The sequence below is a fragment of the Blastococcus sp. SYSU D00813 genome (genome assembly GCF_054050735.1).
In genome coordinates this window covers 21721-46327 of the sequence record NZ_JBJGZX010000022.1, presented here as the reverse complement: position 1 = coordinate 46327, position 24607 = coordinate 21721, and the positions used below count along the sequence as shown (strand labels likewise).

General features: G+C 76.7%; 24 protein-coding genes. 11 read left to right on the top strand and 13 right to left on the bottom strand.

What is annotated here, in order from left to right:
* Positions 1 to 28: 28 nt before the first annotated feature.
* Positions 29 to 736, bottom strand: coding sequence for a M50 family metallopeptidase (locus ACI8AX_RS15520; protein ID WP_456550734.1), 708 nt, complete (start codon positions 734 to 736; stop codon positions 29 to 31).
* Between the two features lie 238 nt (positions 737 to 974).
* Here ACI8AX_RS15520 and ACI8AX_RS15515 point away from each other — a divergent pair, with 238 nt between their 5' ends.
* Together ACI8AX_RS15515 and ACI8AX_RS15510 are read left to right on the top strand one after the other, a co-directional pair.
* Positions 975 to 2363 (top strand): alkaline phosphatase PhoX, encoded by a 1389-nt coding sequence (locus tag ACI8AX_RS15515; RefSeq protein ID WP_456550733.1) that lies wholly within the window; start codon positions 975 to 977, stop codon positions 2361 to 2363.
* A 39-nt stretch (positions 2364 to 2402) separates the two neighbouring features.
* Complete coding sequence (locus ACI8AX_RS15510; RefSeq protein WP_456550732.1) at positions 2403 to 3050, top strand: LysE family translocator; 648 nt, start codon at positions 2403 to 2405, stop codon at positions 3048 to 3050.
* A gap of 1 nt (position 3051) precedes the next feature.
* On the opposite strand, the gene ACI8AX_RS15505 is transcribed toward ACI8AX_RS15510, so the two are convergent.
* From ACI8AX_RS15505 to ACI8AX_RS15490, 4 genes are read right to left on the bottom strand one after another with little or no spacing between them, the layout of a single operon-like run.
* On the bottom strand, positions 3052 to 3663 hold the full coding sequence (locus ACI8AX_RS15505) for a TIGR03086 family metal-binding protein (protein ID WP_456550731.1): 612 nt from the start codon (positions 3661 to 3663) through the stop codon (positions 3052 to 3054).
* Positions 3660 to 4502, bottom strand: coding sequence for a helix-turn-helix domain-containing protein (locus ACI8AX_RS15500; protein WP_456550730.1), 843 nt, complete (start codon positions 4500 to 4502; stop codon positions 3660 to 3662). The genes ACI8AX_RS15505 and ACI8AX_RS15500 overlap by 4 nt, the downstream gene beginning before the upstream one ends.
* Before the next feature lie 29 nt (positions 4503 to 4531).
* Positions 4532 to 4891: a VOC family protein gene (locus ACI8AX_RS15495; RefSeq protein ID WP_456550729.1), complete on the bottom strand. Its 360-nt coding sequence runs from the start codon at positions 4889 to 4891 to the stop codon at positions 4532 to 4534.
* Positions 4861 to 6276, bottom strand: coding sequence for an MFS transporter (locus tag ACI8AX_RS15490; RefSeq protein ID WP_456550728.1), 1416 nt, complete (start codon positions 6274 to 6276; stop codon positions 4861 to 4863). Before ACI8AX_RS15490 ends, ACI8AX_RS15495 begins: the two co-directional genes overlap by 31 nt.
* Before the next feature lie 52 nt (positions 6277 to 6328).
* Here ACI8AX_RS15490 and ACI8AX_RS15485 point away from each other — a divergent pair, with 52 nt between their 5' ends.
* Positions 6329 to 6958 carry a CGNR zinc finger domain-containing protein gene (locus ACI8AX_RS15485; protein WP_456550727.1) on the top strand — a complete coding sequence of 210 codons (630 nt, stop codon included), beginning with the start codon at positions 6329 to 6331 and terminating at the stop codon, positions 6956 to 6958.
* Here ACI8AX_RS15485 and helR read toward each other — a convergent pair.
* Both helR and ACI8AX_RS15475 read right to left on the bottom strand, forming a co-directional pair.
* Positions 6939 to 9092, bottom strand: coding sequence for an RNA polymerase recycling motor ATPase HelR (gene helR / locus ACI8AX_RS15480; protein WP_456550726.1), 2154 nt, complete (start codon positions 9090 to 9092; stop codon positions 6939 to 6941). The genes ACI8AX_RS15485 and helR overlap by 20 nt on opposite strands.
* A complete protein-coding gene (locus tag ACI8AX_RS15475; protein ID WP_456550725.1) occupies positions 9089 to 10579 on the bottom strand; it encodes a DHA2 family efflux MFS transporter permease subunit in 1491 nt (496 codons plus the stop codon). Before ACI8AX_RS15475 ends, helR begins: the two co-directional genes overlap by 4 nt.
* A 924-nt stretch (positions 10580 to 11503) precedes the next feature.
* On the opposite strand from ACI8AX_RS15475, the gene ACI8AX_RS15470 reads away from it, so the two are divergent.
* On the top strand, positions 11504 to 11722 hold the full coding sequence (locus ACI8AX_RS15470) for a hypothetical protein (protein ID WP_456550724.1): 219 nt from the start codon (positions 11504 to 11506) through the stop codon (positions 11720 to 11722).
* Between the two features lie 20 nt (positions 11723 to 11742).
* On the opposite strand, the gene ACI8AX_RS15465 is transcribed toward ACI8AX_RS15470, so the two are convergent.
* Positions 11743 to 12165 carry a hypothetical protein gene (locus ACI8AX_RS15465; protein ID WP_456550723.1) on the bottom strand — a complete coding sequence of 141 codons (423 nt, stop codon included), beginning with the start codon at positions 12163 to 12165 and terminating at the stop codon, positions 11743 to 11745.
* 137 nt (positions 12166 to 12302) lie between these two features.
* Here ACI8AX_RS15465 and ACI8AX_RS15460 point away from each other — a divergent pair, with 137 nt between their 5' ends.
* The 5 genes from ACI8AX_RS15460 (at position 12303) to ACI8AX_RS15440 (ending at position 16636) form a co-directional block, all read left to right on the top strand.
* Positions 12303 to 13079 carry a glycerophosphodiester phosphodiesterase gene (locus ACI8AX_RS15460; RefSeq protein ID WP_456550722.1) on the top strand — a complete coding sequence of 259 codons (777 nt, stop codon included), beginning with the start codon at positions 12303 to 12305 and terminating at the stop codon, positions 13077 to 13079.
* Positions 13076 to 13954, top strand: a complete 879-nt coding sequence (locus tag ACI8AX_RS15455; RefSeq protein WP_456550721.1) for a lysophospholipid acyltransferase family protein — start codon at positions 13076 to 13078, stop codon at positions 13952 to 13954. Before ACI8AX_RS15460 ends, ACI8AX_RS15455 begins: the two co-directional genes overlap by 4 nt.
* A 38-nt stretch (positions 13955 to 13992) precedes the next feature.
* On the top strand, positions 13993 to 15324 hold the full coding sequence (locus tag ACI8AX_RS15450; protein WP_456550720.1) for an MFS transporter: 1332 nt from the start codon (positions 13993 to 13995) through the stop codon (positions 15322 to 15324).
* Positions 15321 to 16097 carry a thymidine kinase gene (locus ACI8AX_RS15445; RefSeq protein WP_456550719.1) on the top strand — a complete coding sequence of 259 codons (777 nt, stop codon included), beginning with the start codon at positions 15321 to 15323 and terminating at the stop codon, positions 16095 to 16097. The genes ACI8AX_RS15450 and ACI8AX_RS15445 overlap by 4 nt, the downstream gene beginning before the upstream one ends.
* A gap of 194 nt (positions 16098 to 16291) precedes the next feature.
* Positions 16292 to 16636, top strand: coding sequence for an RNA polymerase-binding protein RbpA (locus ACI8AX_RS15440; RefSeq protein ID WP_409329924.1), 345 nt, complete (start codon positions 16292 to 16294; stop codon positions 16634 to 16636).
* 72 nt (positions 16637 to 16708) lie between these two features.
* On the opposite strand, the gene ACI8AX_RS15435 is transcribed toward ACI8AX_RS15440, so the two are convergent.
* The 3 genes from ACI8AX_RS15435 to ACI8AX_RS15425 form a co-directional block, all read right to left on the bottom strand.
* Entirely contained in the window at positions 16709 to 17209 is a 501-nt protein-coding gene (locus ACI8AX_RS15435) for an FxsA family protein (RefSeq protein WP_456550718.1), read from the bottom strand.
* 77 nt (positions 17210 to 17286) lie between these two features.
* Positions 17287 to 18933, bottom strand: a complete 1647-nt coding sequence (gene lnt, locus ACI8AX_RS15430) for an apolipoprotein N-acyltransferase (protein ID WP_456550717.1) — start codon at positions 18931 to 18933, stop codon at positions 17287 to 17289.
* A gap of 484 nt (positions 18934 to 19417) precedes the next feature.
* Positions 19418 to 20938 carry an amidohydrolase gene (locus ACI8AX_RS15425; protein WP_456550716.1) on the bottom strand — a complete coding sequence of 507 codons (1521 nt, stop codon included), beginning with the start codon at positions 20936 to 20938 and terminating at the stop codon, positions 19418 to 19420.
* A gap of 63 nt (positions 20939 to 21001) precedes the next feature.
* Here ACI8AX_RS15425 and ACI8AX_RS15420 point away from each other — a divergent pair, with 63 nt between their 5' ends.
* Entirely contained in the window at positions 21002 to 21544 is a 543-nt protein-coding gene (locus tag ACI8AX_RS15420) for a GNAT family N-acetyltransferase (protein ID WP_456550715.1), read from the top strand.
* A 4-nt stretch (positions 21545 to 21548) separates the two neighbouring features.
* On the opposite strand, the gene ACI8AX_RS15415 is transcribed toward ACI8AX_RS15420, so the two are convergent.
* The gene (locus tag ACI8AX_RS15415) at positions 21549 to 22409 is read right to left on the bottom strand and encodes a lysophospholipid acyltransferase family protein (protein ID WP_456550714.1); all 861 of its coding nucleotides are present in this window, start codon (positions 22407 to 22409) and stop codon (positions 21549 to 21551) included.
* A gap of 44 nt (positions 22410 to 22453) precedes the next feature.
* Entirely contained in the window at positions 22454 to 23614 is a 1161-nt protein-coding gene (locus ACI8AX_RS15410) for a carboxylate-amine ligase (protein WP_456550713.1), read from the bottom strand.
* 143 nt (positions 23615 to 23757) lie between these two features.
* Here ACI8AX_RS15410 and ACI8AX_RS15405 point away from each other — a divergent pair, with 143 nt between their 5' ends.
* Complete coding sequence (locus ACI8AX_RS15405) at positions 23758 to 24603, top strand: hypothetical protein (protein WP_456550712.1); 846 nt, start codon at positions 23758 to 23760, stop codon at positions 24601 to 24603.
* The last annotated feature ends 4 nt before the right edge of the window (positions 24604 to 24607 follow it).

Genomic DNA, 24607 nt, shown 5'->3' with positions numbered 1-24607 from the left:
CTGCGAGGGGTGAGGAGGACGGAATCCTTCACCACGTCACCAGCCAGGAGCCGCCGAGCGCCAGGCAGCCCAGGTCGACGGCGAGCATGACGCCGACCCACACCAGCGCGGGCACGCCGGTGAGGCGGGCCAGCTGGTCGGCGTCGGAGTCGCGGGCGGCCCGGCGGCGCCGGGCCCGCTGCAGCTCGACGACCGCCTTGGGCGCGGCCAGCAGCAGGAACCAGGTCAGGCCCGCGGCGAACAGCGCCTGACCGGAGGGCGGCAGCCACCAGGTGGCCGCGAAGACGACGGCGCTGGTGGCCAGGACCGACCACAGCCCGAACCAGTTGCGGATCTGCACGAGCAGCAGCGCGAGCAGGGCGAGCAGCGCCCAGAGCAGTCCCACCGCGTGCCCGGCGGCGTACAGGGCGGCCGCGCCCAGGCCGAACAGGGCCGGGCCGGTGTAGCCGGCCGCGCAGGTCAGGACCATGCCGGGGCCGGTGGGCCGCCCCGCGGACACGGTGAGCCCGGAGGTGTCCGAGTGCAGCCGGATGCCGGCCAGCCGACGGCCGGCCGCGAGCGCCACCAGCCCGTGCGCGCCCTCGTGGGCGATCGTGACCACGTTGCGCGCCGGGCGCCACAGCGCCGGGACGAGGACGACGAGCAGCGCGGCCGCCGCCGCGGCGAGCAGCCACTCCCGCGGCGGGGCGTCGACCGGGGTGGTGACCCGCGCCCAGAACCGGCCGAGGACGTCCACGGTCGGCTCCCTCCCGGTCGGGTCGGCGGGGACCCAGCCTCGCAGACGGACCTGGGAGCCGGCTGGCAGCACGACCGTTATCCCCAACAACTCCGCCGTCTCGGCGACGAGACGTACGACCGCGACGACGAGCGGGGTCCCCGGCCGGCGAGAACCGCGCTCGTACCCTCGGTCGGGGCGGCCGTCCGGGGGTCGCCGGAGCGGGGGCGGCGTGTCGGGGGCGAGCAGTGGCGGCGAGGTGTCGCGGCGGTCGTTCCTGGCCGCGCTGTCGGCCGGCGCCGGCGTCCTGCTCGTGGGGTGCGGCTCCTCCGGCTCGGGTCCGGGCGGTGCGACGACCGGCTCCGCCGCGCCGCGCACGCCCGGGTACGGGCCGCTGGTCGACGACCCGCAGGGCCTGCTGTCGCTGCCCGACGGCTTCCGGTACCGCGTGCTGGCCCGGCAGGGGGAGACCCGGCTCGACAGCGGCGAGCCCGCCCCCTCGGACCCCGACGGCGCCGCGGCGTTCGCCCGCGACGGCGGCGGCAGCGTGCTGGTGCTCAACCACGAGATCAGCGGCGACGAGCCGTTCCGCGTCCCGCACTCCGAGGGGCTGGTCTACGACCCGGCCGCGCACGGCGGCACGACGACCCTCACCGTCGGCCCGGACGGCGAGGTCCTGGGCCACGCGGTGAGCCTGGCCGGCACGCTGAACAACTGCGCCGGCGGCCGGACGCCGTGGGAGACCTGGCTGACCTGCGAGGAGACCGAGGAGGTGCGGGACCGGCCGCACGGCTACGTCTTCGAGGTCGACCCGCACGACCCGGCGGCCAACCGCGACCCGCAGCCGGTCCGGGCACTGGGGCGCTTCGCCCACGAGGCCGTCGCCGTCGACCCCGACGAAGACGCCGTGTACCTGACCGAGGACGCCATGGAGCCGAACGGGTCGCTGTACCGCTGGCGCGCCCCGGACGCCGCCCGGCCGCTGGGACGCGGCTCGCTGCGGGCGCTGGCCGCCGACGCGGGCACCCTGGAGGCGCTGCGCGCCACGACGTCCGACGGCCGGCACGTGCCCGACCTCTCCGCCGCCACCGAGCCCGGCACCACCTACCGCGTGGAGTGGGTGCCGGTGCCCGACCGGGACGCGACGACCACCCCGGTGCGCCGCCAGCTGCCCGACGACCGCATCACCCGCGCCCGCAAGCTCGAGGGCGCGTGGTGGGGCGACGGCGGCGCGTACGTCGTCTCCTCCTACGCGCGGGCCGACGACGGCAGCGCGGTCGAGCACGACGGCCAGGTCTGGTTCCTCGACCCGCGGGCCGGCACCCTGACCCTGCGGCTGCGCTTCGGCGTCGCGGCCGACCCGGACGCCCCGGGGGAGGGGCCGGACAACATCACCGTGTCCCCGCACGGCGGGGTCATCGTGGCCGAGGACGGCCTGGGCGCCGTCCACCTGCTCGGCGCCACCGACGACGGCGAGACCTACCCCCTGGCCCGCTGCGACGTCGGCGACGAGGCGGCGGAGTTCTGCGGGCCGGTGTTCTCCGCCGACGGCCGGGACCTGTTCGCCAGCCTGCAGGGCCCCGGGTGCACCTTCCTCGTGCAGGGACCGTTCGACGCGCTCGCCCGGGGCGGCGGTCCGGCCGGATAGTCGGTCGACGCGCGTCGCCGGCCGCGCCACCCTGGCCGCGTGGAGCTCGTCGGCACCCTGCCCGCCTTCCTCGCCGCGGTGCTGCTCATCGCCGCCTCGCCGGGACCGGCGATGGCGCTGGTCGTGCGGCGGGCCGCGCTGCGCGGGCTGCCCGGTGCGGTGCCCACCGTGCTGGGCGTCGAGGCGGGCCTCTTCCTGTGGGCGCTGCTGGCCGGCGCCGGGCTCGCCGCCCTCGTCGCCGCCTCCGAGGTGGCCTACCTGGTGCTGCGGGTCGCCGGGGCGTGCGTCCTGCTGTACCTCGGCGGCCGGGCGCTGCTGGGGGTGTGGCGCGAGCGCCGAGCCGGGGTGCCCGCCGACCCGCCGGTGGTCGCCGCGCCGACGGGGCGGGGCTGGTGGACGGCGTTCGGCGAGGGCGTCGTCGTCCAGCTGGCCAACCCCAAGCTCGCCGTCTTCATGGTGGCGTTCTACCCGCAGTTCGTGCCGGCCTCGGGCTCGCCGTTCGCGGCGACGGTCGTGCTGGCGAGCCTGCAGGTCGTCGTGGAGACGTTGCTCTACCTGGGGCTGGCCGCCGGGGTCGCGCGGGCGGGGGAGTGGTTCCGCCGGCCGCGGGTCCGGCGCCGGCTGGAGGTGGCGAGCGGCACCGTGCTGGTGGCGCTCGGCCTGCGGGTGGCCGCCGCCGGCCGCTGACTCACCGGCGCCAGTGCGGGTCGCGGCCGGACAGCCGCAGCGCCCGCTCGAGCGGGGGCGTGTCGTCGTCGGCGGGCAGCGGCGCGGCGAAGCCGTCGTACTGCCGCATCATCTCCGCGCACTGCTCGACGGCCGCGAGCACGCTGCGGGCGGTGGCCTCGCCGACCTCGATCGACTGCCCGGTCGCGGCGGCGACGTCCCAGCCGTGCAGCACGATCTCCGCCAGGTTCATGGCGGCGACCGCCTCGACCGGCATGGTCGTCCCCCCACCGAGGTCGACCTCGCCGCGCCAGGCGGCGGGGTCGCGCCAGGCGGCCAGGGCCCGGTCCAGCTGCTCGGCGTAGCGCTGCGGCCAGTCCGGCTCCGCGGCGAAGTCGCGGCCGACGAGCTCCTCGGGCAGCTCCCTGCCGAGGGCCCGGTGCTCGAGGCCGTGGCCGGTGTAGAGCACCCAGTGGTCGACCAGGGTGCGCAGGTCCCAGCCGGTGGCGGGGGTGGGGGAGTCCAGGGGCGTCCCGGCCGCGCCGCGGGCGACGGCGGCGGCTGCGCGGGCGGCGTCGGCGAGGTCGGCGTACAGGGGTGGCAGGGTCGGCTGCTCGGCAGGGGCGGTGCTCATGGCCCCATGCTCGGCGCCGTGCCCTGCGGGGTCTTGGAGAAAGACGACGCAGTCGCGGCCTCCCGCGCGTAGCGCCCGGGCGGTGTGCCGACGGCGGCGGTGAAGTCGCGCACCAGGTGGGCCTGGTCGGCGTAGCCGAGGTCCGCGGCGACGGCGGCCCAGTCCACGTCCCCGGTCAGCGCCCGCTCGGCGACCTCGCGCAGCCGCGCCATCCGGATCACCTGCTTGACCGGCAGGCCCACCGCGTCGGCGAAGGCGCGCTGCAGCCACCGCACCGACCGGCCGCAGCGGTCGGCGAGCTGGTCGACCCGGGTGAGCTCCCGGTCGCGCTCGACCAGGTCGACCGCCGCGTAGAGCTCCGCCTGCTCCGGCGTCTGCCGCCGGGGGAGGGTCCGCAGCCAGTCCTCGACCACGGGGCGGGCGGTGGCGAGGTCGGGGGACTCCCGCACCCGGCGGACGAGGTCGTCGTCCAGCGCGACCAGGTCGCGGGCGGGCAGCACCCGGTCCCGCAGGTGGGACACCGGCCGCTCGACCAGTGACCGGAAGGCCGCCGGGCGGAAGCGCACGGCGCACACGGCGGCGCGGCCGGTCAGCTCCCGGCGGTAGGTGCCCGAGACGGGTCCGGTCACCCAGGTGCCGTCGGGTTCGAAGGAGACGTTGACCGCGGGATAGGAGAGCACCAGCGACTCGTGCCGCTGCCCGGGCGGGAGGTCCCACGCCACCCGCCAGTGGACGGCGGCGAGGTCGGCCAGGTCGTCCGACGGCGGCAGCCGGTCGAGGGTGAAGACCTCCGGCACGGCGGAGGGCCGGAGGATGCCGCGCGTCCCGTCGGCGGTCACGCCCGGACGATACGGCGCTGCGCGTCCGCTCAGGTCGACGTCGTCAGGTTCACCGCGTTGCCGTCGGGGTCGCGGACGTGGGCCACCCGCTGACCCCACGGCATGTCGTTCGGCGGGCCCTGCGTCGCGCCGCCGAGCTGCTCCACCCGTGCCAGCGCGGCGTCGACGTCGGGCACCTCGATGCTCAGCAGCACCCGCCCGGGCTCGACCGGGGCGTCGGCCTCGGCGACCACCCCGAGGTCGGCGTCGCCGATGCGCAGCCCCTGGTAGAACACCGGGCCCTCCGGCGGCTGGCGGTCGGTGACCTCGGCGCCGGCGACCCCGGCGTAGAAGCGCACCAGGCGGTCGAGGTCGGCGGTCAGCAGGATCGGCTGGACGGTGCTGGGCACGGCGGTCCTCCACGGGTCGGGTGTCCGGAGTCCTGACCGTCTGCGGGGTCGGGACTCATCGGCCGGGACGGCGCTCCGCGCAGGACGGCCGGCGCCGCCACGACGGCGAGCCCGCCGGCGACCGCCCAGGCCGGGCGCGGCCCCGCGGCGGTGGCGACCAGCAGGACCAGGGCGGTGCCGACGGCGGTGCCCAGTTGAGCGGCGGTGTTGAGCAACCCCGAGGCGGTGCCGGCCAGGTGCTCGGGCACCGCGATCCCCATGTCGTTCGCCGCCACGGAGGCGACCCCGAGGCCGAGGCCGCAGAGTCCGGCCGCCACGCCGATGCCCGGCGCGCCGGGCACGACGACCAGCACCGCACAGGCGACGGCGACGACGGCCAGCCCGGCAGCCAGCGCAGCCGCCCACCCGAGCCGGGCCACGACCCTCGGGGCGACGGCCGACCCGACGACCACGAGCAGGCTCGCGCTCAGCAGCAGCGCACCCGAGGCCAGCGGCGAGAGCCCGAGCGGCCCCTGCAGGTGCAGCGTGGCCACGGTGAGAGCCGAGCTCGTCGTCGCGGTGTTGGCGGCCGAGCCGATGACGCCCCAGCGCAGCTGCGGGACCGCCCCGGCCCCCCGCGGCACCAGGGGGTGCTCCGCCCGGCGCTCCACGACCCGGAACACCACGCCGGCCGCGACACCGACGGCGGCGATCCCCGCGCCGACGGCCACCGTCCCGGACTCGCCGAGCAGCGCCGCGCCCGTGACGACGCCCCCGGCGGCCAGCACCAGCGCGCCGGCCGAGGCCAGGCCGATCCCGCCGGCGGGCGCCGGCAGCCGGCCGCCGTCCACTGCGGCACGGACGGCGACGAGCAGCAGGGCGGCGGCCGCGAACTGGAGCCAGAACACCGCCCGCCAGGTGACCAGCTCGGTCGCCAGCCCGCCGACGAGGAAACCCGCCGCACCTGCCACGGCCCCGGCGGCGCTCCACGCGGCCAGCGCGCGCCGCCGGACGGCAGGGCCGGGCGTGGCGGCCGTGAGCAGGCGCAGGGCCGCCGGCACCGACGCCGCCGCGGCCAGCCCCTGCAGGCCGCGCGAGGCGGCCAGCAGCTCCGGCGTCCCGGCGGCGGCTCCCAGCGCGGAGGCGGCGCCGAACACCGCCAGCGCGGCCAGCAGCACCCGCCGGTGGCCCACCCGGTCGCCCAGGCGCGCCCCGATCAGGAGCAGGCCCCCGAACGCCGTGGCGTACGCGGTGACCACGGCGGTGGCCTCCGCCGGCCCGGCCGCGAGGTCCGCGCTCATCCGGGGCAGCGCGGTGACGACCACGGTCACCCCGAGGACGTCCACGAACTGGACCAGGCACAACGTGGCGACCGTCCGCCAGGTGTTACCGGTGTCAGGGCTCATGGCGGGAACGTGCCCACCGGCACACCAGGTGATGCCGGTACAACTGGATCCGATGGCAACGAACCCGCGTCCGCTGCCGGTCCTGGGGGGCCACCTGGCGCTCGACTTCGCCAACACGGTCGACGACCCGCTGGGCCCGGCCCGGCACGACCACGTCGCCGACGCCGCCGGTCTCATCGCCTGGTCCCGGCGTCTCGGCGTGCTGGACGGGGCCCAGGCCGCCCGGCTGGACGCGGCGGCCGCCGAGCACCCCCGGGCGGCCGCCGGCACCGTGCGCCGGGCGCACCGGCTGCGCGACGCGCTGAACGACGTCTTCGGCGCCGTCGTCGACGGCGGCCCCGTCGAGGAGCCGTGGCAGCGACTGCGTCCGTTCGTCGCCGAGTCCCTCGCCGCCGCCGGGCTCGAGCCACCCGCCGGCGGCGCCGCGACCTGGCGCTGGACGCCCGGCGAGGACCTCGCCGTCGTCCTGCACCCGGTCGCCGCGGCCGCCGCCGAGCTGCTGCGCAGCCCGGACCTGGCACGGCTGAGCCGGTGCGCCCGGTGCCCCTGGCTGTTCCTGGACCGGTCCCGCAACCACAGCCGCCGGTGGTGCGACATGGGCGACTGCGGTCAGGCGCAGAAGATCGAGCGGATCCAAACCAAGCGGCGCCGGCGCGCCGGTGTCAGCCGCTCGTCAGGATGACCAGCTGCTGCGTCGCCCGGGTCATCGCGACGTAGCGGTCCACCGCACCGGGCACGCCGTCGCCGAGGCCGTCGGGGTCCACGAGGACGACGAGGTCGAACTCCAGCCCCTTGGCCAGCACCGGCGTCAGCGACCGTACCCGCGGCCGCTCGCGGGCCGGCGCCGCCCCGATGACGCAGGCGACCCCCTCGGCGTGCGCGGCCAGCCACGCGTCGAGCACCGCGTCGAGCTCGGCCACCCGCCCGTGCCGCACCGGGACGCCGCCGCGGCGGATCGACGTCGGCACGTTGGCGTCCGGCAGCACCGCCCGGATCACCGGCTCGGCCTCGGCCATGACCTCCGCCGGCGTCCGGTAGTTGACCGTCAGCGAGGCGAGCCGGACGTCCCGGAGGCCGACGCGCGCCAGCCGCTCCTCCCACGTCTCAGCGAAGCCGCGCCGCGCCTGCGCCCGGTCGCCGACGACGGTCAGGCTGCCCGACGGGCAGCGGCGCAGGAGCATCGACCACTCCGCGTCGGTCAGCTCCTGCGCCTCGTCCACCACGACGTGCGCGAACGGCCCGGCGAGCCGGTCGGGCCGGGTAGCGGGCAGCGCGGCCTGGTCGACCAGGGCGTCGCGCAGGTCGGCGTGGCGCAGGCTGGTCATCAGCAGCAGCTCGGAGTCGTCCGCGGCGATCAGCTCGTCGATGACCTGGGACAGGCGCGCCACCTCGGCCGCCACGGTCGCTGCCTGCTGCTGCCGTCGCCGCGCCGCCCCGGGGTCGCCGACTCGCAGCCGGGCGGCGTCCAGCAGGGGCAGGTCCGACACCGTCCACGCCGTGGCGTCGGCGCGCTGCAGCCGCCGCACCTGGTCGGCGGTGAGGCCCGGCGCGCACCGGCGCAGGTAGGCCGGGACCGTCCAGAGGTCGCCCAGCACGTCGGCCGCGTCGAGCAGCGGCCAGGCCCGCTCGAGGGTCTCCCGCAGCTCGCGGTCGCGTCCCACCACGGCGCGGACCTGCCCGGGCTCGACGTCGGCGTCGGCGTCCACCACGAGGTCCACCACGACGTCGAGCAGCGCGTCCCACACCTGCTCGCGGGCCTCGTCGTGCGGGGCGCCGGGCCCCGGGGCCGCGAACGCCTCGGCCCAGTCGTCGGCGGTGATCCGGACGTCGGCCCACGGCGTCGGCACGGTCGTGCCGCGGGCGGGCGGCTCCTCGTGGAAGCGGACGGCGGCCTCCACGGCGTCGACGAGGTGGAGCGACGCCTTGAGCGCCGCGGCCTCGGCGTCGTCCTCCGGGGGCGCCGTCGCGCCGCCGGGGACCAGGTCGCGCAGGGTGCAGGTCCGCACTCCCTCCTCGCCCAGGCCGGGCAGCACGTCGGCGACGTAGGCCAGGTAGGGCTCGTGCGGGCCGACGAAGAGCACGCCGCCGCGCGAGGCCAGCGAGGGCTCGGAGTACAGCAGGTAGGCCGCACGGTGCAGGGCGACCACGGTCTTGCCGGTGCCGGGGCCGCCGTCGACGACCAGCGCGCCGCTGGAGCCGGCGCGGATGATGGCGTCCTGGTCGGCCTGGATGGTGCCGAGGACGTCGCGCATCCGCTCCGACCGGTTCGTCCCCAGGCCGGCGATGAACGCGGACTGGTCGTCGAGCGCCGCGTGCCCCTCGAGCCCGTCGGGGGTGAACACCTCGTCCCAGTAGTCGGTGACCCGGCCGCGCGTCCAGCGGTACCGGCGGCGGCTGGCCAGGCCCATGGGGTTCGCGTGGGTCGCGCCGAAGAACGGCTCGGCGGCGGGGGAGCGCCAGTCCACCAGCAGCCGGGAGCCCGCGTCGTCGGTCAGCCCCAGCCGGCCCACGTAGACCGGGTCCCCGCCGTCGGCGCCCACCATCCGGCCCAGGCACAGGTCCGGGCCGAAGCGACGCAGGGTGCGCAGCCGCGCGGTCAGCCGGTGCACCTCGAGGTCGCGCTCGAGCGCGGCCTGGCCGTGCCGGCCGGTGGCCCGCCGCTCCGCGTCGAGCCGGTCGGACAGCTGGGCGACGGTCTGCCGGAGGCTCTCGGCGACGGCCGCCAGGTGCCGCTCGTCCGCGGCGACCAGGGCCGGGTCGGCCTTGGGGGAGAGGTGGCCGGGGAGGTCGAACACGCTGCTGGTGCCGGTGGTCACGGGAGCGGCTCCGGGGTCCGGGTGGCGGAGGGGGCGGGCTGCGGGGAGGGGGACGCCGTGTCGCGCAGGCCGGCGAGGGCGACCAGGCCCGCGGCGGCCATGAGGGCGACGGGAAACCAGAAGGCGGCGCGGAAGGCGCCGGCCACGTCGGGCGCCAGCGCGGCGAGGTCGGCCGCCGGCAGGGCGGCGAGCGACCCCACGCCGTCGCCGGCGACCCCGGGCAGCCGGTCGGCGAGCCCGGTGGCGAGGAGGACGGAGAAGACGGCGGTGCCCGTCGCGGCCGACACCTGGGCCAGGACGGCCAGGATCGAGGTGCCCGAGGGGATGGCCGCGGGCTCGAGCGAGCGGGTGGCGACCGTCGTCGTCGGCATGATCGTGAGGCCCGCACCGATCGCGCCCACCATCGACGTGGCCACCAGCTGCCAGGGCGGGGTGCCGGCGCGCAGCTGCAGGGTCAGCGCGGCGTACGCGAGGACGGCGACGGCGATACCCGGGACGACGACGCGGACCGGCCGCAGCCGGTCGATCAGCCGCCCGGCGATCTGCACGGTGACACCGGCGGCGATCCCGACCGGGGCCAGGTACAGGCCGGCGGTCGTGGCGCTCTGGCCGCGCACCACCTGCCAGTAGAGCGGCACGAGGAGCATGGCGACGCCGAACCCGGCGCCGAAGAGGGCCAGGACGGCGGCGCCGGTGCCCGTGGCGCGGCGGCCCAGCAGGCGGACGTCGAGCAGCGGGTCGGGGACCCGCAGCGCGTGCCGCACGAACGCGGCCGCGAGGACCAGTCCGGCGCCCATGGTCAGCACCACTTCCGGCGTGACGAAACTACGGTCGGCGAGCGAGGCGCCGAGGACCAGGAGGGCGGTGGCCGGCGGGAGGAGCGCGAGCCCGCGGACGTCCAGCCGCGGGCTCGCGCCGGCCGGTGGCCGCGGCAGGTTGCGCAGACCGGCGGCGAGGCAGAGGGCACCCAGCGGCAGGTTGACGAGGAACATCCAGCGCCACGAGAGGCTGTCCAGCAGCCAGCCGCCGAGGACCGGGCCCAGCACCGGGCCGACGAGCACCGGGAGGCCCATCAGCGCCATGAGCCGGCCGCGCCGGTCGGCCGGCGCGGCCGTGAGGACCAGTGTCAGGGCCGCCGGGTGCACGAAGCCGCCGGCGAGGCCCTGCAGCACCCGCGAGGCGATGAGGCTCTCCACGTCCCAGGACGCGGCGACCAGCGCCGAGCCGAGGGTGAACAGCGCAATGGCGCCGAGGAACACCCGGCGGGCGCCGAAGCGGCCGATGGCCCAGGCAGCCGCCGGGATGACCGCGGCGAGGCCGAGGGCGTAGCCGGTGGTCACCCACTGGATCACCGGCAGCGAGGCACCGGTCTCCGCGGAGAGCTGGGTGATCGCGACGGCCACGATGGTCATGTCGATGGGGATCACCACGGTGCCGACCACCACGGTGAGGACGACGGTCAGGGGACTGGGGCGGGCGTGCGGCAAGGTCGCGCTTCTTCCGGGATGCGAGGGTGGGAGCCGGGCCGTCGGAGTCGGGGACCGCGGTGTTTCCGCAGGTCAGCGGCTCGGCCGGGCGAGTGTGCGGCACGGACCGGGTCTTGCCGCAAGCCCCCCGGTGCGCTATACGTTGAAGTGGGAGGAGACGAGGTCGTCGCTCCGCCGTCCGTGAGCACGCCGGACGCATCCCACCAGCGATCCAGCCAGGCGCCCGCAGCGGCGTGCACCCGAGGCCGTGCTGGTGCGTCACGGCCGACAGGCCGCCTGCGCCGCCGTGGCTCCGGCTGTCGCCGGTCCCGTGACGTCGTGGGCCCGGGTGGAGTTCCGTCGTCGTTGCTCGGTCGGTGCCCACCGAGGCAGGGCAGTGGCGGAGGATCGGCGGGCGTCGGGTGTCAGGCGCGGAGCGGTCGACTAGTTGACATAATGTGAATTATCGGCGCCGGAGATCGGCGCGGGTCGACGGGTGAGGTGATCGCTGGAGTGTCCAGGTCCTGGGACGTCCAGGTCCTGCGACGCGTGTCCACGGACGACCATCCGACGCGGACGTCGTGCCCGCGCCCGCGCCGCGACCCGTCACCCGTCGTCCCGCACCTGCGACGTCCGGCCCGTGGCTCCCGGGCGCCGGCTCGGCGTCCCGGTCGCGCCGGCGGCCGGCGCCTGCCGACCGGTCCCGACGGGCCGGCGACTCCCCTCGGGTCGATCTTGTTCGACCGGCCACCCGTCCGGCCTGCCGATGGCCGCATCTCCGGTGACCCACGTCGACCGACGGCGTCCTCGCGCGTCCCGCCCGCCTCGATGACCGCTTCCCCACCACCCAGGGACACCACCCCAGTAACGTCACTGTGACGCAATAACGGCGGTCCGCCGGGCCCCGACGCGCGGCCCGACGGTGATCTCTCTAGGGTCGGGGGCATGCACCTCCGTCGTCCCGTCGCCGCCGTCCTGACCGCCCTCGCGCTGTTCGGTGGCAGCGCCACGCTGACCGCCTGCGGTGACCCCTCGGGCTCGGACACCAACCGCAACGACGGGACGACCGACGACGAGGTCAACAACGACCCGGGCCCCGGCCCGAACTACTCCGACCCCGAGCGCGAGGTCGAGGAGGGCGAGGACAACCAGGACCCGGACTGACCGGCGACGGCCCTGCCGGGTCAGCCGGCGCGCTCGGAGACCCAGAGCCGGTCGAGCCGGCCGGTCGACCGCACGAGCTCGGCGATGGACCGCTCGAGCTCGGCCTTGGTCGGGCGCTCGCCGAGCAGGGTCTGCACGTCCTCCAGGGCGCAGCGCAGCTGGTACAGCCGGTCCTGCAGGCCGTCGAGCTCGGCGCGGGTCACGAGGACCACGTCACCGGACAGACCCGCCTTGGCGGTGGCGTTGCGCTGCTCGTAGGCGCGCTGCCGGCAGGCCTGGCCGCAGTACAGCCGCGGACGACCGACCGACCCCTGCTGCGGCAGCACCCGGCGGCACCACCCGCACCGACGCTGCGCCGCGCTCCCCCGATCGTCGTCCGCCTCCCGGTCGTCCCCCCGGTGGTCGCCCTCGAGCGCGACGACGGACCCCTGCTGCTCTGCCACGGGAGGCACCGTAGACGCCGCCACCGACAGGTCCGGGCGAACACGCCCGACACCCTGCAGCCGACGTGTCGCACGCCATCGGCGTGCCCCGCGAGGGCCTGACCAGCGTGTCGGCGCGTCGCACTAGCGTGTCGGGCGTGTCCCCGGCCCGCTTCGCGTACCTCGACGCGCCGACCCCGCTGGCGATGGCGCACCGGGGCGGGGCGATCGAGCACGTGGAGAACACGATGCCGGCCTTCCAGGCCTGCGTGGACATGGGCTACCGCTACCTGGAGACCGACGTCCAGGTGACCGCCGACGGCGTCCCGGTCGTCTTCCACGACCCGACGCTGGACCGGGTCACCGACCGCAGCGGCCGGCTGGACCAGCTGCCGTGGTCGGAGGTGTCCACCGCGCTGATCGGCGGGCGCGAACCGATCCTGCGGCTGGAGGACCTGCTGGACGCCTGGCCCGACATCCGTTTCAACCTCGACATCAAGGCCGCCGGAGTCCTCGCCCCGCTCGTGCGGCTGGTCCGCCGGATGCGCGTGACCGACCGCATCTGCCTGGGCTCCTTCTCCGACGCCCGCATCGCCGCCGCGCGGCGGTTGTTCGGCCCGACGGTGTGCACGTCGCTGGGCCCGCGCGGGGTCGCGGCCCTGCGGCTGTCGTCCTACTCCCCGCGCGCGGCCGGGCTGGTCCGCATCGAAGCCGGGTGCGCGCAGGTGCCGCTGCGGCTGGGCGGGCGCGCCCTGGTCGACGAGCGGTTCATCGCCGCGGCGCACGACCGCGGGCTGCAGGTGCACGTGTGGACCGTCGACACCGAGGAGGAGGCCGAGGCGATGCTCGACCTCGGGGTGGACGGGATCATGACCGACCGCCCGTCGATGCTGCGCGCCGTCCTGGAGAAGCGCGGGCAGTGGGTGCCGCGGTGAGCTGGCGCGACTGGCGGCCGGCCACCCCGCCCCTGCCCGACCACCTGGAGCAGGTCCTCCGGCCCGACGACCCGGACTGGTTCGCCCGCGAGCTGGCCATCGCCGCTGCGCCCCCGTGGTGGTTCTGGCGCTTCGTGCTGCGCCGGTTCTCCTGGCTGGTCGGGCTGTTCGGCCGCGTCGAGGTCACCGGCGGCATCCCCGAGGAGCTCCGCCGCGGACCCCTGCTGCTGGCCGCCAACCACATCGGCGACTTCGACCCGTTCGTCGTCGCCGTCGCGCTGCACCGCCTCGGCGTGGTCCCGCGGATCATGGCCACGGGCGGGATCCTGCGGGCCCCGGTCGCCGGTCCCCTGCTGGAGCGCACCGGCGCCATCCGCGTCGAGCGCGGCACCGAGCTGGCCCGGCACGCCGTCCGGGTCACCGAGGTGGCGCTCGTCCACGGCGGGCACGTGGTCGCCTACCCGGAGGGCCGGGTGGGGCTGGCCGCCGACGGCTGGCCCGAGCGCGGCCGCACCGGCATGGCGCGCATGGCGCTGGGCATGGGCGTCCCCGTGATCCCGGTCAGCCAGTGGGGCGCCCACGAGGTGCTGCAGTACGGCAACGACTGGGGCAAGCTGCGCACGCTGCTGCGCGCCGCCGTCCGCCGTCCCGCCCTCCGGGTGCACGTCGGCCCGCCGGTGCGGCTGGACGACCTGCGGATGGGCCGCACCGGCGACGCCAACCGCGCCCGGTACCGCATCGCCGCGGCGATCACCCGCGGGCTGGTCCCGCTGCGCGCCGACGAGCCCGACCGGCCGGCCTTCCTCGACCCGACCCGCCCGACCACCGCGGTCGCGGCGTACCCGGGCGGCGTCGTCCCGGACAGCGTCCCGTGAGCACCGTCCCGTGAGCACCGTCCCGTGAGCACCGTCCCGTGAGCACGGCCGCGGCCGCCGATCCGGCGCTGCGGCGGGAGCGGGGCGGGTGGTACTCCTACGACTGGGCGATGTCGGTCTTCAACACCTCGGTCACGACCGTCTTCCTCGGCCCGTACCTGAAGGAGATCGCCGACGAGGCCGTCGGCGAGGACGGCGACCTGCGCCTGCTCGGCCTCACCGTCCCGACCGGCAGCTGGTTCTCCTACGTGCTGTCGGCGTCGGTGCTGCTCCAGGTGCTCGTCCTGCCGCTCACCGGGGCGGTGGCCGACCGCAGCGGCCGCAAGCGGGAGCTGCTCGGCGGCTTCGCGCTGCTGGGGGCGCTGGCCACCACCGGCCTGTTCTTCGTCGCCGACGGGCGGTGGCTGCTGGGCGGCGTGCTGTTCGTCGTCGCCAACATCAGCTTCGGCGCCGCCACCGTCGTCTACTACTCCTGGCTGCCCGACCTCGCCGGCCCCGACGAGCGGGACGCCGTCTCCAGCCGTGGCTGGGCCGTCGGCTACGTCGGCGGGGCGCTGCTGCTCGCCGTCCACCTCGGGCTGTTCCTGGGCGCGGGGTCGCTCGGCCTGACCGAGGGGCAGGCGGTGCGGATCTGCCTGGCCAGCGCGGGGCTGTGGTGGGGCACCTTCGCGCTGCTCTCGGTGAGCCGGCTGCGCAACCGCCCGGTCCGGGAGGCCGGGGTCGTGCCGGGCAGCGGCTTCCGCCAGCTCGCCACGACCCTGCGCGGCATGCGCGCCTTCCCGCTGACGCTGTGGTTCCTCGGCGCCTACCTGCTGTTCAACGACGGCGTCCAGACGGTGATCTCGCTGTCGGCCACCTACGCCAGCGAGGAGCTGGACCTGGGGCAGGACGTGCTCACCGGGGCGATCCTCATGGTCCAGGTCGTGGCGGTCGCCGGTGCCCTGGGCCTGGGCCGGCTCGCCGCCCGGTACGGCGCGAAGCGGGTCGTGCTCGGCGCGCTCGTGGCCTGGATCGGGGTGCTGCTGGCCGCGTTCTGGCTGCAGGCCGGTGCCGTCGCTCAGTTCTACGCGCTGGCCGCCGTCATCGGCCTGGTCCAGGGCGGCACCCAGGCGCTGTCCCGGTCCCTGTTCAGCCAGCTCATCCCGGCCGGCAAGGAGGCCGAGTACTACGGCTTCTACGAGATCAGCGACCGCGGCACCAGCTGGCTCGGACCCCTGGCGTTCGGGCTGACCTACCAGCTCACCGGCTCCTACCGGTACGCGATCGTCAGCCTCGTGGTCTTCTTCGTGGCGGGCTTCGTGCTGCTGGCCCTCCTCCCGATGCGCCGCGCCGTCCTGGCGGCGGGCAACACACCCCCGGAGCGGTTGTGACTCCTCCCGACGACGCGGTCGCCATGACCGTGCCCGACCCCGACCGGCGCGCCCGCCAGCGGCCGACCGCCGTCCCGGCCGCCGGGAACCGCCGCAGCCACCCGGCACCGGCGCACCTGCGCTTCTTCCACGGGCCGATGGACTGCGGGAAGTCCACGCTGGCCCTGCAGGTCGACCACAACCAGGCCCGGCAGGGTCGCTCGGGGCTCCTGCTCACCCAGGGCGACCGGTCGGGACGGCCGCGGATCAGCTCGCGGGTCGGGCTCAGCCAGGACGCCGTGGAGGTCGACGCCGGCACCGACCTGCGCCTGCTGGTGCGCAGCCACTGGGCCGAGGGACGGCGGGTGGACTACCTGATCGTCGACGAGGCGCAGTTCCTCTCACCGGCGCAGGTCGACCAGCTGGCCGAGCTCGTCGACGAGTCGCACGTCGACGTCTGGGCCTTCGGCCTCACCACCGACTTCCGCACCCGGCTGTTCCCCGGCACCCAGCGGCTGCTGGAGGTCGCCGACGACGTCCAGCGGGTGCAGGTCGAGGTGCTGTGCTGGTGCGGCCTGCCCGGGCTGCTCAACGCCCGCGTCGTCGACGGCGCGATGGTCCGCCACGGCGCGACCGTCGTGGTCGCCGACACCGCGCCCACCCCGGCCCCGGGGGAGCCCACCAGCGGGCCGGCGGACGCCGACGTGCACTACCAGGTGCTGTGCCGGCGGCACCACGTGCTGGGGCAGCTCGGCCCGACCGCCGCCGGACCGGGGCAGCTCGCCCTCCCCTGATCCCCCGGGCGGGGGACGCCGGGGGGCCGCCGGGCGCCCGGATCTCCCCCCATGCGATGATGAGCGGCCGACAGAGCGGAATCTCTTCCAGAGTTCTGCCGTTGGTCCTTTCGAATCCGCCGTCCAGTGGGTATGGCCCGCTGGACGGATCGGGTCGTGACCGAGACACCACCAGCACGAGAGGACGGTGTGCCATGGGCGAGCGTTCCCTGCGGGGTAGCCGACTGGGCAGCGTGAGCTACGAGACCGAGCGGAACACCGCACCGATCGAGCGCCAGTACGTCGAGTACAAGTGCGCGTCGGGTCACCTGTTCTCGGTGCCCTTCGCCGACGACGCCGAGGTCCCCGAGACGTGGGAGTGCAAGTTCGACGGCGGCGCGGCGAAGCTGGTCGGTGGTGCCGAGCCGGCTCCCAAGAAGGTCAAGCCCCCGCGCACGCACTGGGACATGCTGCTCGAGCGTCGCTCCGTCGAGGACCTCGAGGAGGTGCTCGCCGAGCGCCTCGAGGTGCTCCGCGGGCGGCGCACCCGCGCCAGCTGAGCGCACCTGCGCACGGAGGACGGCCCCGGTGGGATCTCCCACCGGGGCCGTTCCGCGTCTGCAGTCCCTCGGTCAGCGCTGCGGCTCGTCCCGCAGGACCTCCCCCTCGATCACCAGCGGCCGGCCGTGCGCGGACGCCGTGTGCTCCGCGGGGCCGGGGACGCCCTCCGCGCGGGCGCTGCGCACGTGCACCGGACCGCGCAGGTGCACCGGCAGCCGGGAGACGAACAGCCGCCCGAGCAGCCCCCGCACCAGCGGCCGGGTGGGCGGCAGCAGGCACAGCAGCCCGACCACGTCGCCCAGGAAGCCCGGCAGCAGCATGAGCAGCCCGCCGACGGCGACCAGGCCCGCGTCGCCCAGGGCGCGGCCGGCCGGCCGGCGCTCCTCGGCCCGCTGCCGCAGCTCCGTCAGCGCCCGAGTGCCCTGCCGGCCGAGCAGCAGCAGGCCCAGGGCGCTGGTCGCCAGGGTGAGCAGGATCGTCGCTCCCAGCCCGATCCAGTTGGCCACCAGCACGAAGACGACGACCTCGGCCAGTGCGAGCACACCGGCCGCCGTCCGCACACGACGTCCCACGACTTCCCTCCTCGGTGCGGGCCCGAGGAGGACCCGCACCCAGAGCAACGCCCGAGCGGGCCGTCTTGCTCCTGACCTCAGGTGCGGCGTGCGCGCCGGGCCCGGTGGCGGCGCAGGGACCCGGGGACGGCGACCGACGCCAGCGCCCCCACGCCCAGCGCCGTCAGCAGCCACTCGGGACCCGCGCCCAGCCGCTCGGCGAGGGTCGTGGAGTCCCTCTGGGCGACGTCCTCGACGAACGTCGCGGGCACGAACAGGTCCGAGCGGCGCACCAGCGACCCGTCGGGCGCCACCACCGCCGAGATCCCGCTGGTCGCCGCCACGACCACCGTGCGGCCGTACTCGACGGCCCGCAGCCGGCTGGCGGCCAGCTGCTGCTCGCTCTCGTCGGTGAAGCCGAAGGTCGCGTTGTTCGTCTGGACGACGAGCATCCCGGCGCCGGCCTCGACGGTGTCGTGCACCAGCCCGTCGTAGACGACCTCGAAGCAGATGACGTCGCCGATGCGGGCGCCGGCGATGTCCAGGACCCCGACCTCCTCGCCGGCGCGGAAGTCGCGGCGCACGAGGTCGACCTTGTCGGTGAAGAAGCGGAAGAACGACCGGGCCGGCACGTACTCCGCCAGCGGGACGGGGTGCCGCTTGACGTAGGTCTCCCCCGGACCGGTCTCCGGGTCCCAGACGATGCCGGTGTTGCTCAGGAACCGGCCGGGGCCCTCGACGACCGCACCGACGAGGATCGGTGCGCCGATCGCCTGCGCGGCCCGGTCGATGGCGCGTGCGGCGTCGTCGTTGGTGTAGGGGTCGATGTCGGAGCTGTTCTCGGGCCAGACGACGAGGTCCGGCTGCTGCTCCTCCCCCCGCTCCACGGCGGCGGCGAGCTCCAGGGTCTGCTGCACGTGGTTGTCGAGCACCGCGCGGCGCTGGGCGTTGAAGTCCAGGCCGGCCCGCGGCACGTTGCCCTGGATCACCGCGACGGTCTGCGTGGGGCCGCCCTCGGTCAGCGACCGGCCGGGCAGCGGCAGCCAGGCCAGCGCGCCGACCAGCGGCACCGCGAGCACGGCCACGACTGCGAGCACCCCGGCCCGCAGCGCGGCGGGCCGCTCCCCCGCGTCCCCGTGGGAGTCCCGCCAGGCCCGCGCCAGCGCCAGGACGGCGGCGGCCAGCAGCGCGCCGGTGAGGGCGACGGCGAAGCCGACCAGCGGCACCCCGCCGTAGGCGGCCAGGGCGAGGAAGGGGCCGTCGGTCTGGCTGAGCCCCAGCCGGCCCCACGGGAAGCCGCCCAGGAACCAGCGGCCGCGCAGCGCCTCGTCGGCGACCCACAGCGCCGCCGTCCACAGCGGCCAGAACCGCAGGGTCGAGGTGACCGCGGTCGCGGCGCCGAGCAGCGCGAGGTAGGTGGACTGGAAGACGGCCAGCGCCAGCCAGGGGAAGGCACCGACGTAGACGCCGGTCCACGACAGCAGCGGCGTGAAGAACGCCAGGCCGAACGCGAACCCGAGCCAGGCCCCCGAGCGGGCCCGCTGCCCTCGGACGGCCAGCGCCAGGGCCATCGGGCCGAGGACGGCGAGACCGTGCAGCGAGTAGCCGGGGAACGCCAGCAGCAGGGCCAGCCCGCCCGCCACGGCGAGAGCGGTGCGCCACGGCCACCGGCGGCGGCCGCCGCGCGGGGGCGCCGGCTCGGGACGGTCGGCGGTCGCCGGTGCGCTGGTCGCGGCTGCCGACACCGTCGCCTCCCGGGAGCTGGGCCCGGTGCTCCGGGCGGTGGTGCCGGCGGCGGGTGCCGGCCCGGACCGCGGCGGATCGCCGCGGTCCCGGGCCAGCATCCCACTCCGCGCCCGGCGGCCGGTCCGCGATCGGTCGGTCGCGGCGCCGGAGCCGCCGTCCGGGTGCGCCTCGGCGGGGCCGGCAGGACGGCGGCGCACCCCCAGTCCGTCCCGGCCGGCCGCGGGGTGCGGTCGCCGGGGCGTTGTCCGGGGTCGTGCGGGCCGTGCCGGTCCTCGCCGGGGAGCCGCTGCGCGCTCCCCTCCCGGCCCGGCGTCCCCTCCGCGGCCCGGCTGGCGCGGGCAGGACCCGCGCGGCCGGGAGGGGCGCGCACCGACCGGGAGGAGCACGCGACGGTGCCCCGGGACGGAACTGCAGCGACTGTAGGAACCGCGGCCGGGTCCGCGGGCGGCTGCGGGCGACCTGTGCCGGACCGTGACGCGATCGTTACCGCGGCTGTGCCGCCCCGGCCGGCTCGCCCGCGACGAGGAGCTCCCGGCACTCCGGGCGGGCGCGGTCGGCCAGCACCGCCGACAGCGTCCGGTCGGTGGCCCACAGCGCCAGGTCGGCGGGCGCGCCGGCGCCCAGCGGCCCGGCGCCGTGCTCACCGCGGGCGGCGTACCAGCCGCCGTGCGTGGCCGCGTCGAAGGCGTCGAAGGGGCGCAGGCCCGAGCCGGGCGTGTGGTGGTCGACCGCCGCGTGCACGCCGCCCCAGGGGTCCATCGGCGTGACCGGGGCGTCGCTGCCGAGGGCGAGCACGACGCCGGCGTCGGCGAGGTCGGCGAACGGGTTGCACGCCAGGGCCCGCTCGGTGCCCAGCCGCTCGGCGTACATGCCCGCGGTCCCGCCCCAGGCGGCGTCGAAGGCCGGCTGCACGCTGGCCACGACGTCCCACGCGCGCATCCGCCCGGCGATCCCGGGTCCGACCATCTCCACGTGCTCGAGGCGGTGCCGGCAGGCGCGGACGGCGGCGACCCCGAGCTCCTCGACGACCGCGCCGATCGCGTCGAGCACCTGGCCGACCGCGGCGTCGCCGATGCAGTGGAAGCCGGCCTGGACACCGGCCAGCGTGCACGCCCGCACGTGCTCGACCAGCGACGCCGTCTCGAACCGGAGGGCCCCGGCGGTGTCGGGCCGGTCGGTGTAGGGGGCGCCGAGCGCGGCGGTGTGCGAGCCCAGCGCGCCGTCGCAGAAGAGGTCGCCCCCGGCGCCGGTCAGGCCCAGCTCGCGGACCAGGTCCAGGCCGCCGCGCTCGGAGAGCTCGCCCCAGTAGCCCAGCACCCGGGGACCGGGCGCCTCGGCGGCGAGTCCGAGCAGGCCGGCGAGGTCGTCGGCGCCGGACACCTCGGGCCCGGCCATCTCGTGCAGGCTGCCGATGCCCAGCGCCGCGGCGGCCGCCAGCGTCGCCTGCTGGGCGACCCGGCGCTGCGCCGCCGGCACGGCCCCGTAGGCGGCCTGCCGCGCGGCGTGGTGGGCGTCGAGCCGGAGCCGCCCGTCGGCGCCGAAGCCAGGCAGCTCGGCGATGCCGGGCACCAGGTCGAGCAGCGCGGTCGAGACCGTGGCCGAGTGGACGTCGACGCGGGCCAGGTACACCGGCCGGTCCCCCGCGACGGCGTCGAGGTCCGCGCGGGTCAGGCCCCGCCCCTCCGGCCAGCCGGTCTCGTCCCACCCGGTGCCCAGGACGACGCCGCCGGGCGTGCGGCGCACGTGCTCGGCCACGGACGCCACGGCGTCGGCGAGGCTCGACCTCCCGTGGAGGTCGAGTCCGCTCAGCGCCAGGCCGGTCGCGGTCGCGTGCACGTGCGCGTCGACGAACGCCGGCGTGAGCAGGGCCCCCTCCCCCGCCAGCGTGCGGTCGGCCCGGGGCGCGTCCGCGGCGTCCCCCACCCAGGCGATCCGGCCGTCGACGACGTGCACGGCGCGGCCGGGGCGGTCGCCGACGGTCACGTCGGTCAGCAGCAGGCTCATGGCGACGAGCATGACCGCCCACCCCGGGTGGCCCGGCACGGCCCCTCCGGGTAGGCATCCAGGATGGTGTCGCCCGAGCCTCCCCCGGAGCCGTTGCCGTGCACCGACCGGCTCCGGGTGCGGCCGTGGACGACCCGGCGCGACGACCTGAGCCGGTTGACCGACCTCTACGGCCGCGACGAGGTGACGCGCTGGCTGGGCGGCGGGCCGTCGGTGACGCCGGTGGAGCTGGTGGAGCGCTGGCACCGGGTGAGCGAGGTCGACCCCCGCCACGGCTGCTGGGCCGTCGAGGTCTTCGACCCTCCCCGCATCGCCGGCACGGTCCTGCTCAAGCCGCTCCCCGACGGCCTCGGCGAGGTGGAGGTGGGCTGGCACCTCCACCCGGACTCCTGGGGGCACGGTTACGCCACCGAGGCCGCGCGGGCGGTGATCGGGCGGGCCTTCTGCGCCGGGGTGCCGGAGGTCTACGCCGTCGTCCGGCCCGGCAACGAGGCGTCGATGGCGGTGTGCCGCCGCCTGGGCATGGAGCCGCTCGGCCGGCTGCGGCGCTGGTACGACGTCGAGCTGGAGGCCTTCCGGCTGATGGCGCCGGCCGTCGTGGAGTGAGGCGTCAGCGCCGGCGCGCCGGCCCGCGCAGCCGGGCCAGCGGGTGGGGCCGCTTCGTCTTCTTGCGGGTGCCGGTGTAGTCGGCGACGTCGAGCCGCTTGGCCTCCTCCGGTGTCGGCGCCGTGCCGCCGAGGTGGGCCGGCTGCCACCACAGGTCGTCGGGACCGGCCGGCTGCTGCGGGTAGGTGCGCTGCGCGCGGTCGAGCAGCTCCTCCATCGCCGTGCGGGTGCGGCCGAGGAGCGCCTCCACCGTCTCCCCGGGGGCGGGGACGACCGGCTCGCCCAGCAGGACGGTGACGGCGACGCCGCGTCGCAGCTGCGGCTTGTGGTGCTTGGTGGTGATCCGCTGCCCGCCCCAGACCGCGGCCGGCACGATCGGGACGCCGGCGTCGATGGCCATCCGGGCCGCGCCGGCCTTGAGGTCCTTCACGGTGAAGCTGCTGCTGATGGTCGCCTCGGGGAAGATGCCGACCACCTCGCCGTCCTTGAGCGCCCGGACCGCCGCCTCGAAGGCGGCCGCTCCCGCGCGCCGGTCGACCGGGATGTGGCCCATCGCCCGCATGAACGGTCCGGCGAACCAGTGCCCGAAGACAGAGGCCTTGGCCATGAAGCGCACCAGCCGCCGCGCCGGCAGCGCGCCGAGGCCGAGGAACGTGAAGTCGAGGTAGCTCACGTGGTTGCTGCAGATGATCGCGCCACCGGCCGCCGGCACGTGCTCGGCGCCGCGGACGTCGAACCGGAAGCGGAAGAGCCGGAAGACGACCAGCGCCAGGCGGACGACGAACCGGTAGGGCCGGTCCCGCCGGTCCGGCCGCGGCCCGTACAGGTCGGACCGGACGACGTCGGGCCAGCGAGCGGTCTGCATGCGCCGGACCCTAACCGCGCGGGCCGGACGCCGCCTGGGACCGGTCAGTCCGCTGTGGTGACCTCGATCGCGGCCCGGACGACGGCGGTCAGGTCGCCGCTGTCCCGGTGCACCCGGCGCTGCTGCTCGGCACCGGTGCCGCGGTCCAGGATGGTGGCCACCCCGGCGGAGACCCGCTCCTCGTCGCCGGCGTCGGACAGGGCAGGGCGCACGTGCTCGAGCAGCGCGGCGACGACGTCGGCCGCCGGCGCGGGCCGCCCGTCGATCGGCGACACCAGTTCCCCGCCCAGGCCCGAGCGGGCGGCCCGCCACCCCGCCACGCGGACCACCTCACTGCGGACGTCGGGCGCCGGGACACCCGCGCGCCACTCGCGCGCCGCGGTCTCCACGAGGCCGCGGACCAGGCCTGCGTGGGTGACCGCGTCCTCCACGTGGAGCGCGACGTCGGCGATGCGGACCTCGACGGTGGGCCACCGCTCCGACAGCCGGGCGTCGAAGTACACCATCCCGGTGTCGACGATCGTCCGGGTCGCGACGAGCTCGGCGACCACCCGGGCGTAGTCGGCGGCGTCGGCGAACAGCTCGGTCGGCCCGGACGACGGCCACCGGTTCCACGACTGCGACCGGAAGCTGGCGTAGCCGCTGTCCCGGCCCAGCCAGTACGGCGAGTTGCTGGTCAGCGCGGTCAGCACCGGCAGCCAGACGCGGATCCGGTTGAGGACGGCAACGCCCTCCTCCTCGTCGCCCACCGAGACGTGCACGTGGCAGCCGCAGGTGAGCTGCTCGAGCGCGGTCAGGCCGAAGGTCTGGGTCATGTCGGCGTACCGCTCCCCCGGCGTCGTCACCGGCTCGACGCGCACCGGCGAGCTGGCCAGCGCCGCCACCCGGGCGCCGACCGCCCGGGCCGCGGCGTCCGCCCGGCCCCGCCAGTGCCGCAGCTCCGCGGTGACCTCGGCCAGGTCGGTGCACACCCGGGTGCCGAGCTCGATCTGCTGGGCCTTGAGCTCCGGGACCAGGTGACCGACCGGGTCCCCGCCGCCGTCGTCCCCTCCCCCGCCGTGGTCCCGGGTCTCGCGGTCGTGCTCGCCGACCGTCTCCGCCTCGCCCCACCGCGCGGCGGCCTCCAGGGCCTCGGGCCCCAGCGGGACCGGGACCCCGGACGGGTCCACGACCAGCAGTTCCTCCTCGACGCCCAGGGTCCGCACGGGCGCATCGTCCCCACCCGCAGCCCCCGGCATGCGGAGGTCGCCCGATCGGTGCTCCGGCGCCGGAGGCGCCGTGGGTGTCAACGGCGATCCGCGACGACGAAATCGTGCCCGTTTGTTGGGGATAACGGTAGACTTCCGCCATGGCACGTGAGTGGCAGCTCCCCCTGCCCGCGATGCCGGCGCCTCCGCCCGAGCGGGCGTGGCGGCGGCTGACGGCGCCCGAGGGCTACGAACCGCAGTGGCGGAGGCTGGTCGACGCCGCCCTGGAACTGGGGCTGGGCCCCGACGACCTGGCCGAGGACGGCCTCGAACCGGTGGCCGTGGCGCGCGGCTGGCGCCCGGCGACCGTGACGCTCTACAGCAAGGTCGCCCGCTACGGCGGCGTCGCGCTGCCGGTCCCGAAGACGCCGGAGCCCGACCCCGAGACGCTCGACCTGCGGCCGCTGACCGAGATCCGCAGCGAGGACCCCGAGCACCTGCGTGCGGTGACCTGGTGCGCGCTGGCCCTGGGCTGGCCGGCCGCCGTGGGCCAGTTCCGGTCGCTGCGCCGCGAGCAGGTGCACCCGTCGGCCGGGCGGCTGGTGGTGCGCACCGACGACGGCGAGTGGTCGGTGCCGGGCGCCACGACGGCGTGGCACGCCTGGGAGACCGTGCGCGGCCGCTTCCCGGCGCTGGCCTCGAGCCCGTGGGTGCTGCCGGCGCTGCGCCGCGGCCCCGGCCTGGACTCCCGGGTCGGCGGGCGGCTGTCCAACCAGGCACTGCAAGTGACCTTCACCAAGCACGCCGTCGGCACCGGGCACCACCTGCGGGCCACGGCCGGGCCCCGGCGCCGCGAGCGGGCCGCCGCGCTGGCGGAGGCCTACCGGGAGCTCTCCTACGACTCCTACCGGCGTCTGGCGCTCGCCGCGGGCGCGCCGCCGGTCAGCAGCCGCGGTGTGGTGCGGGCGGAGCGGGCGGTCGCGCGGGAGGCCCGCCGCGCCGGCTGATCGC

Coding starts and splice junctions, on each gene's coding strand:
- ACI8AX_RS15405 (WP_456550712.1), top strand. CDS start 23,758: ATGGCACGTGAGTGGCAGCTCCCCCTGCCCGCGATGCCGGCGCCTCCG.
- ACI8AX_RS15505 (WP_456550731.1), bottom strand. CDS start 3,663: ATGAGCACCGCCCCTGCCGAGCAGCCGACCCTGCCACCCCTGTACGCC.
- ACI8AX_RS15415 (WP_456550714.1), bottom strand. CDS start 22,409: ATGCAGACCGCTCGCTGGCCCGACGTCGTCCGGTCCGACCTGTACGGG.
- ACI8AX_RS15420 (WP_456550715.1), top strand. CDS start 21,002: ATGGTGTCGCCCGAGCCTCCCCCGGAGCCGTTGCCGTGCACCGACCGG.
- ACI8AX_RS15485 (WP_456550727.1), top strand. CDS start 6,329: ATGGCAACGAACCCGCGTCCGCTGCCGGTCCTGGGGGGCCACCTGGCG.
- ACI8AX_RS15470 (WP_456550724.1), top strand. CDS start 11,504: ATGCACCTCCGTCGTCCCGTCGCCGCCGTCCTGACCGCCCTCGCGCTG.
- ACI8AX_RS15425 (WP_456550716.1), bottom strand. CDS start 20,938: ATGAGCCTGCTGCTGACCGACGTGACCGTCGGCGACCGCCCCGGCCGC.
- ACI8AX_RS15490 (WP_456550728.1), bottom strand. CDS start 6,276: ATGAGCCCTGACACCGGTAACACCTGGCGGACGGTCGCCACGTTGTGC.
- ACI8AX_RS15440 (WP_409329924.1), top strand. CDS start 16,292: ATGGGCGAGCGTTCCCTGCGGGGTAGCCGACTGGGCAGCGTGAGCTAC.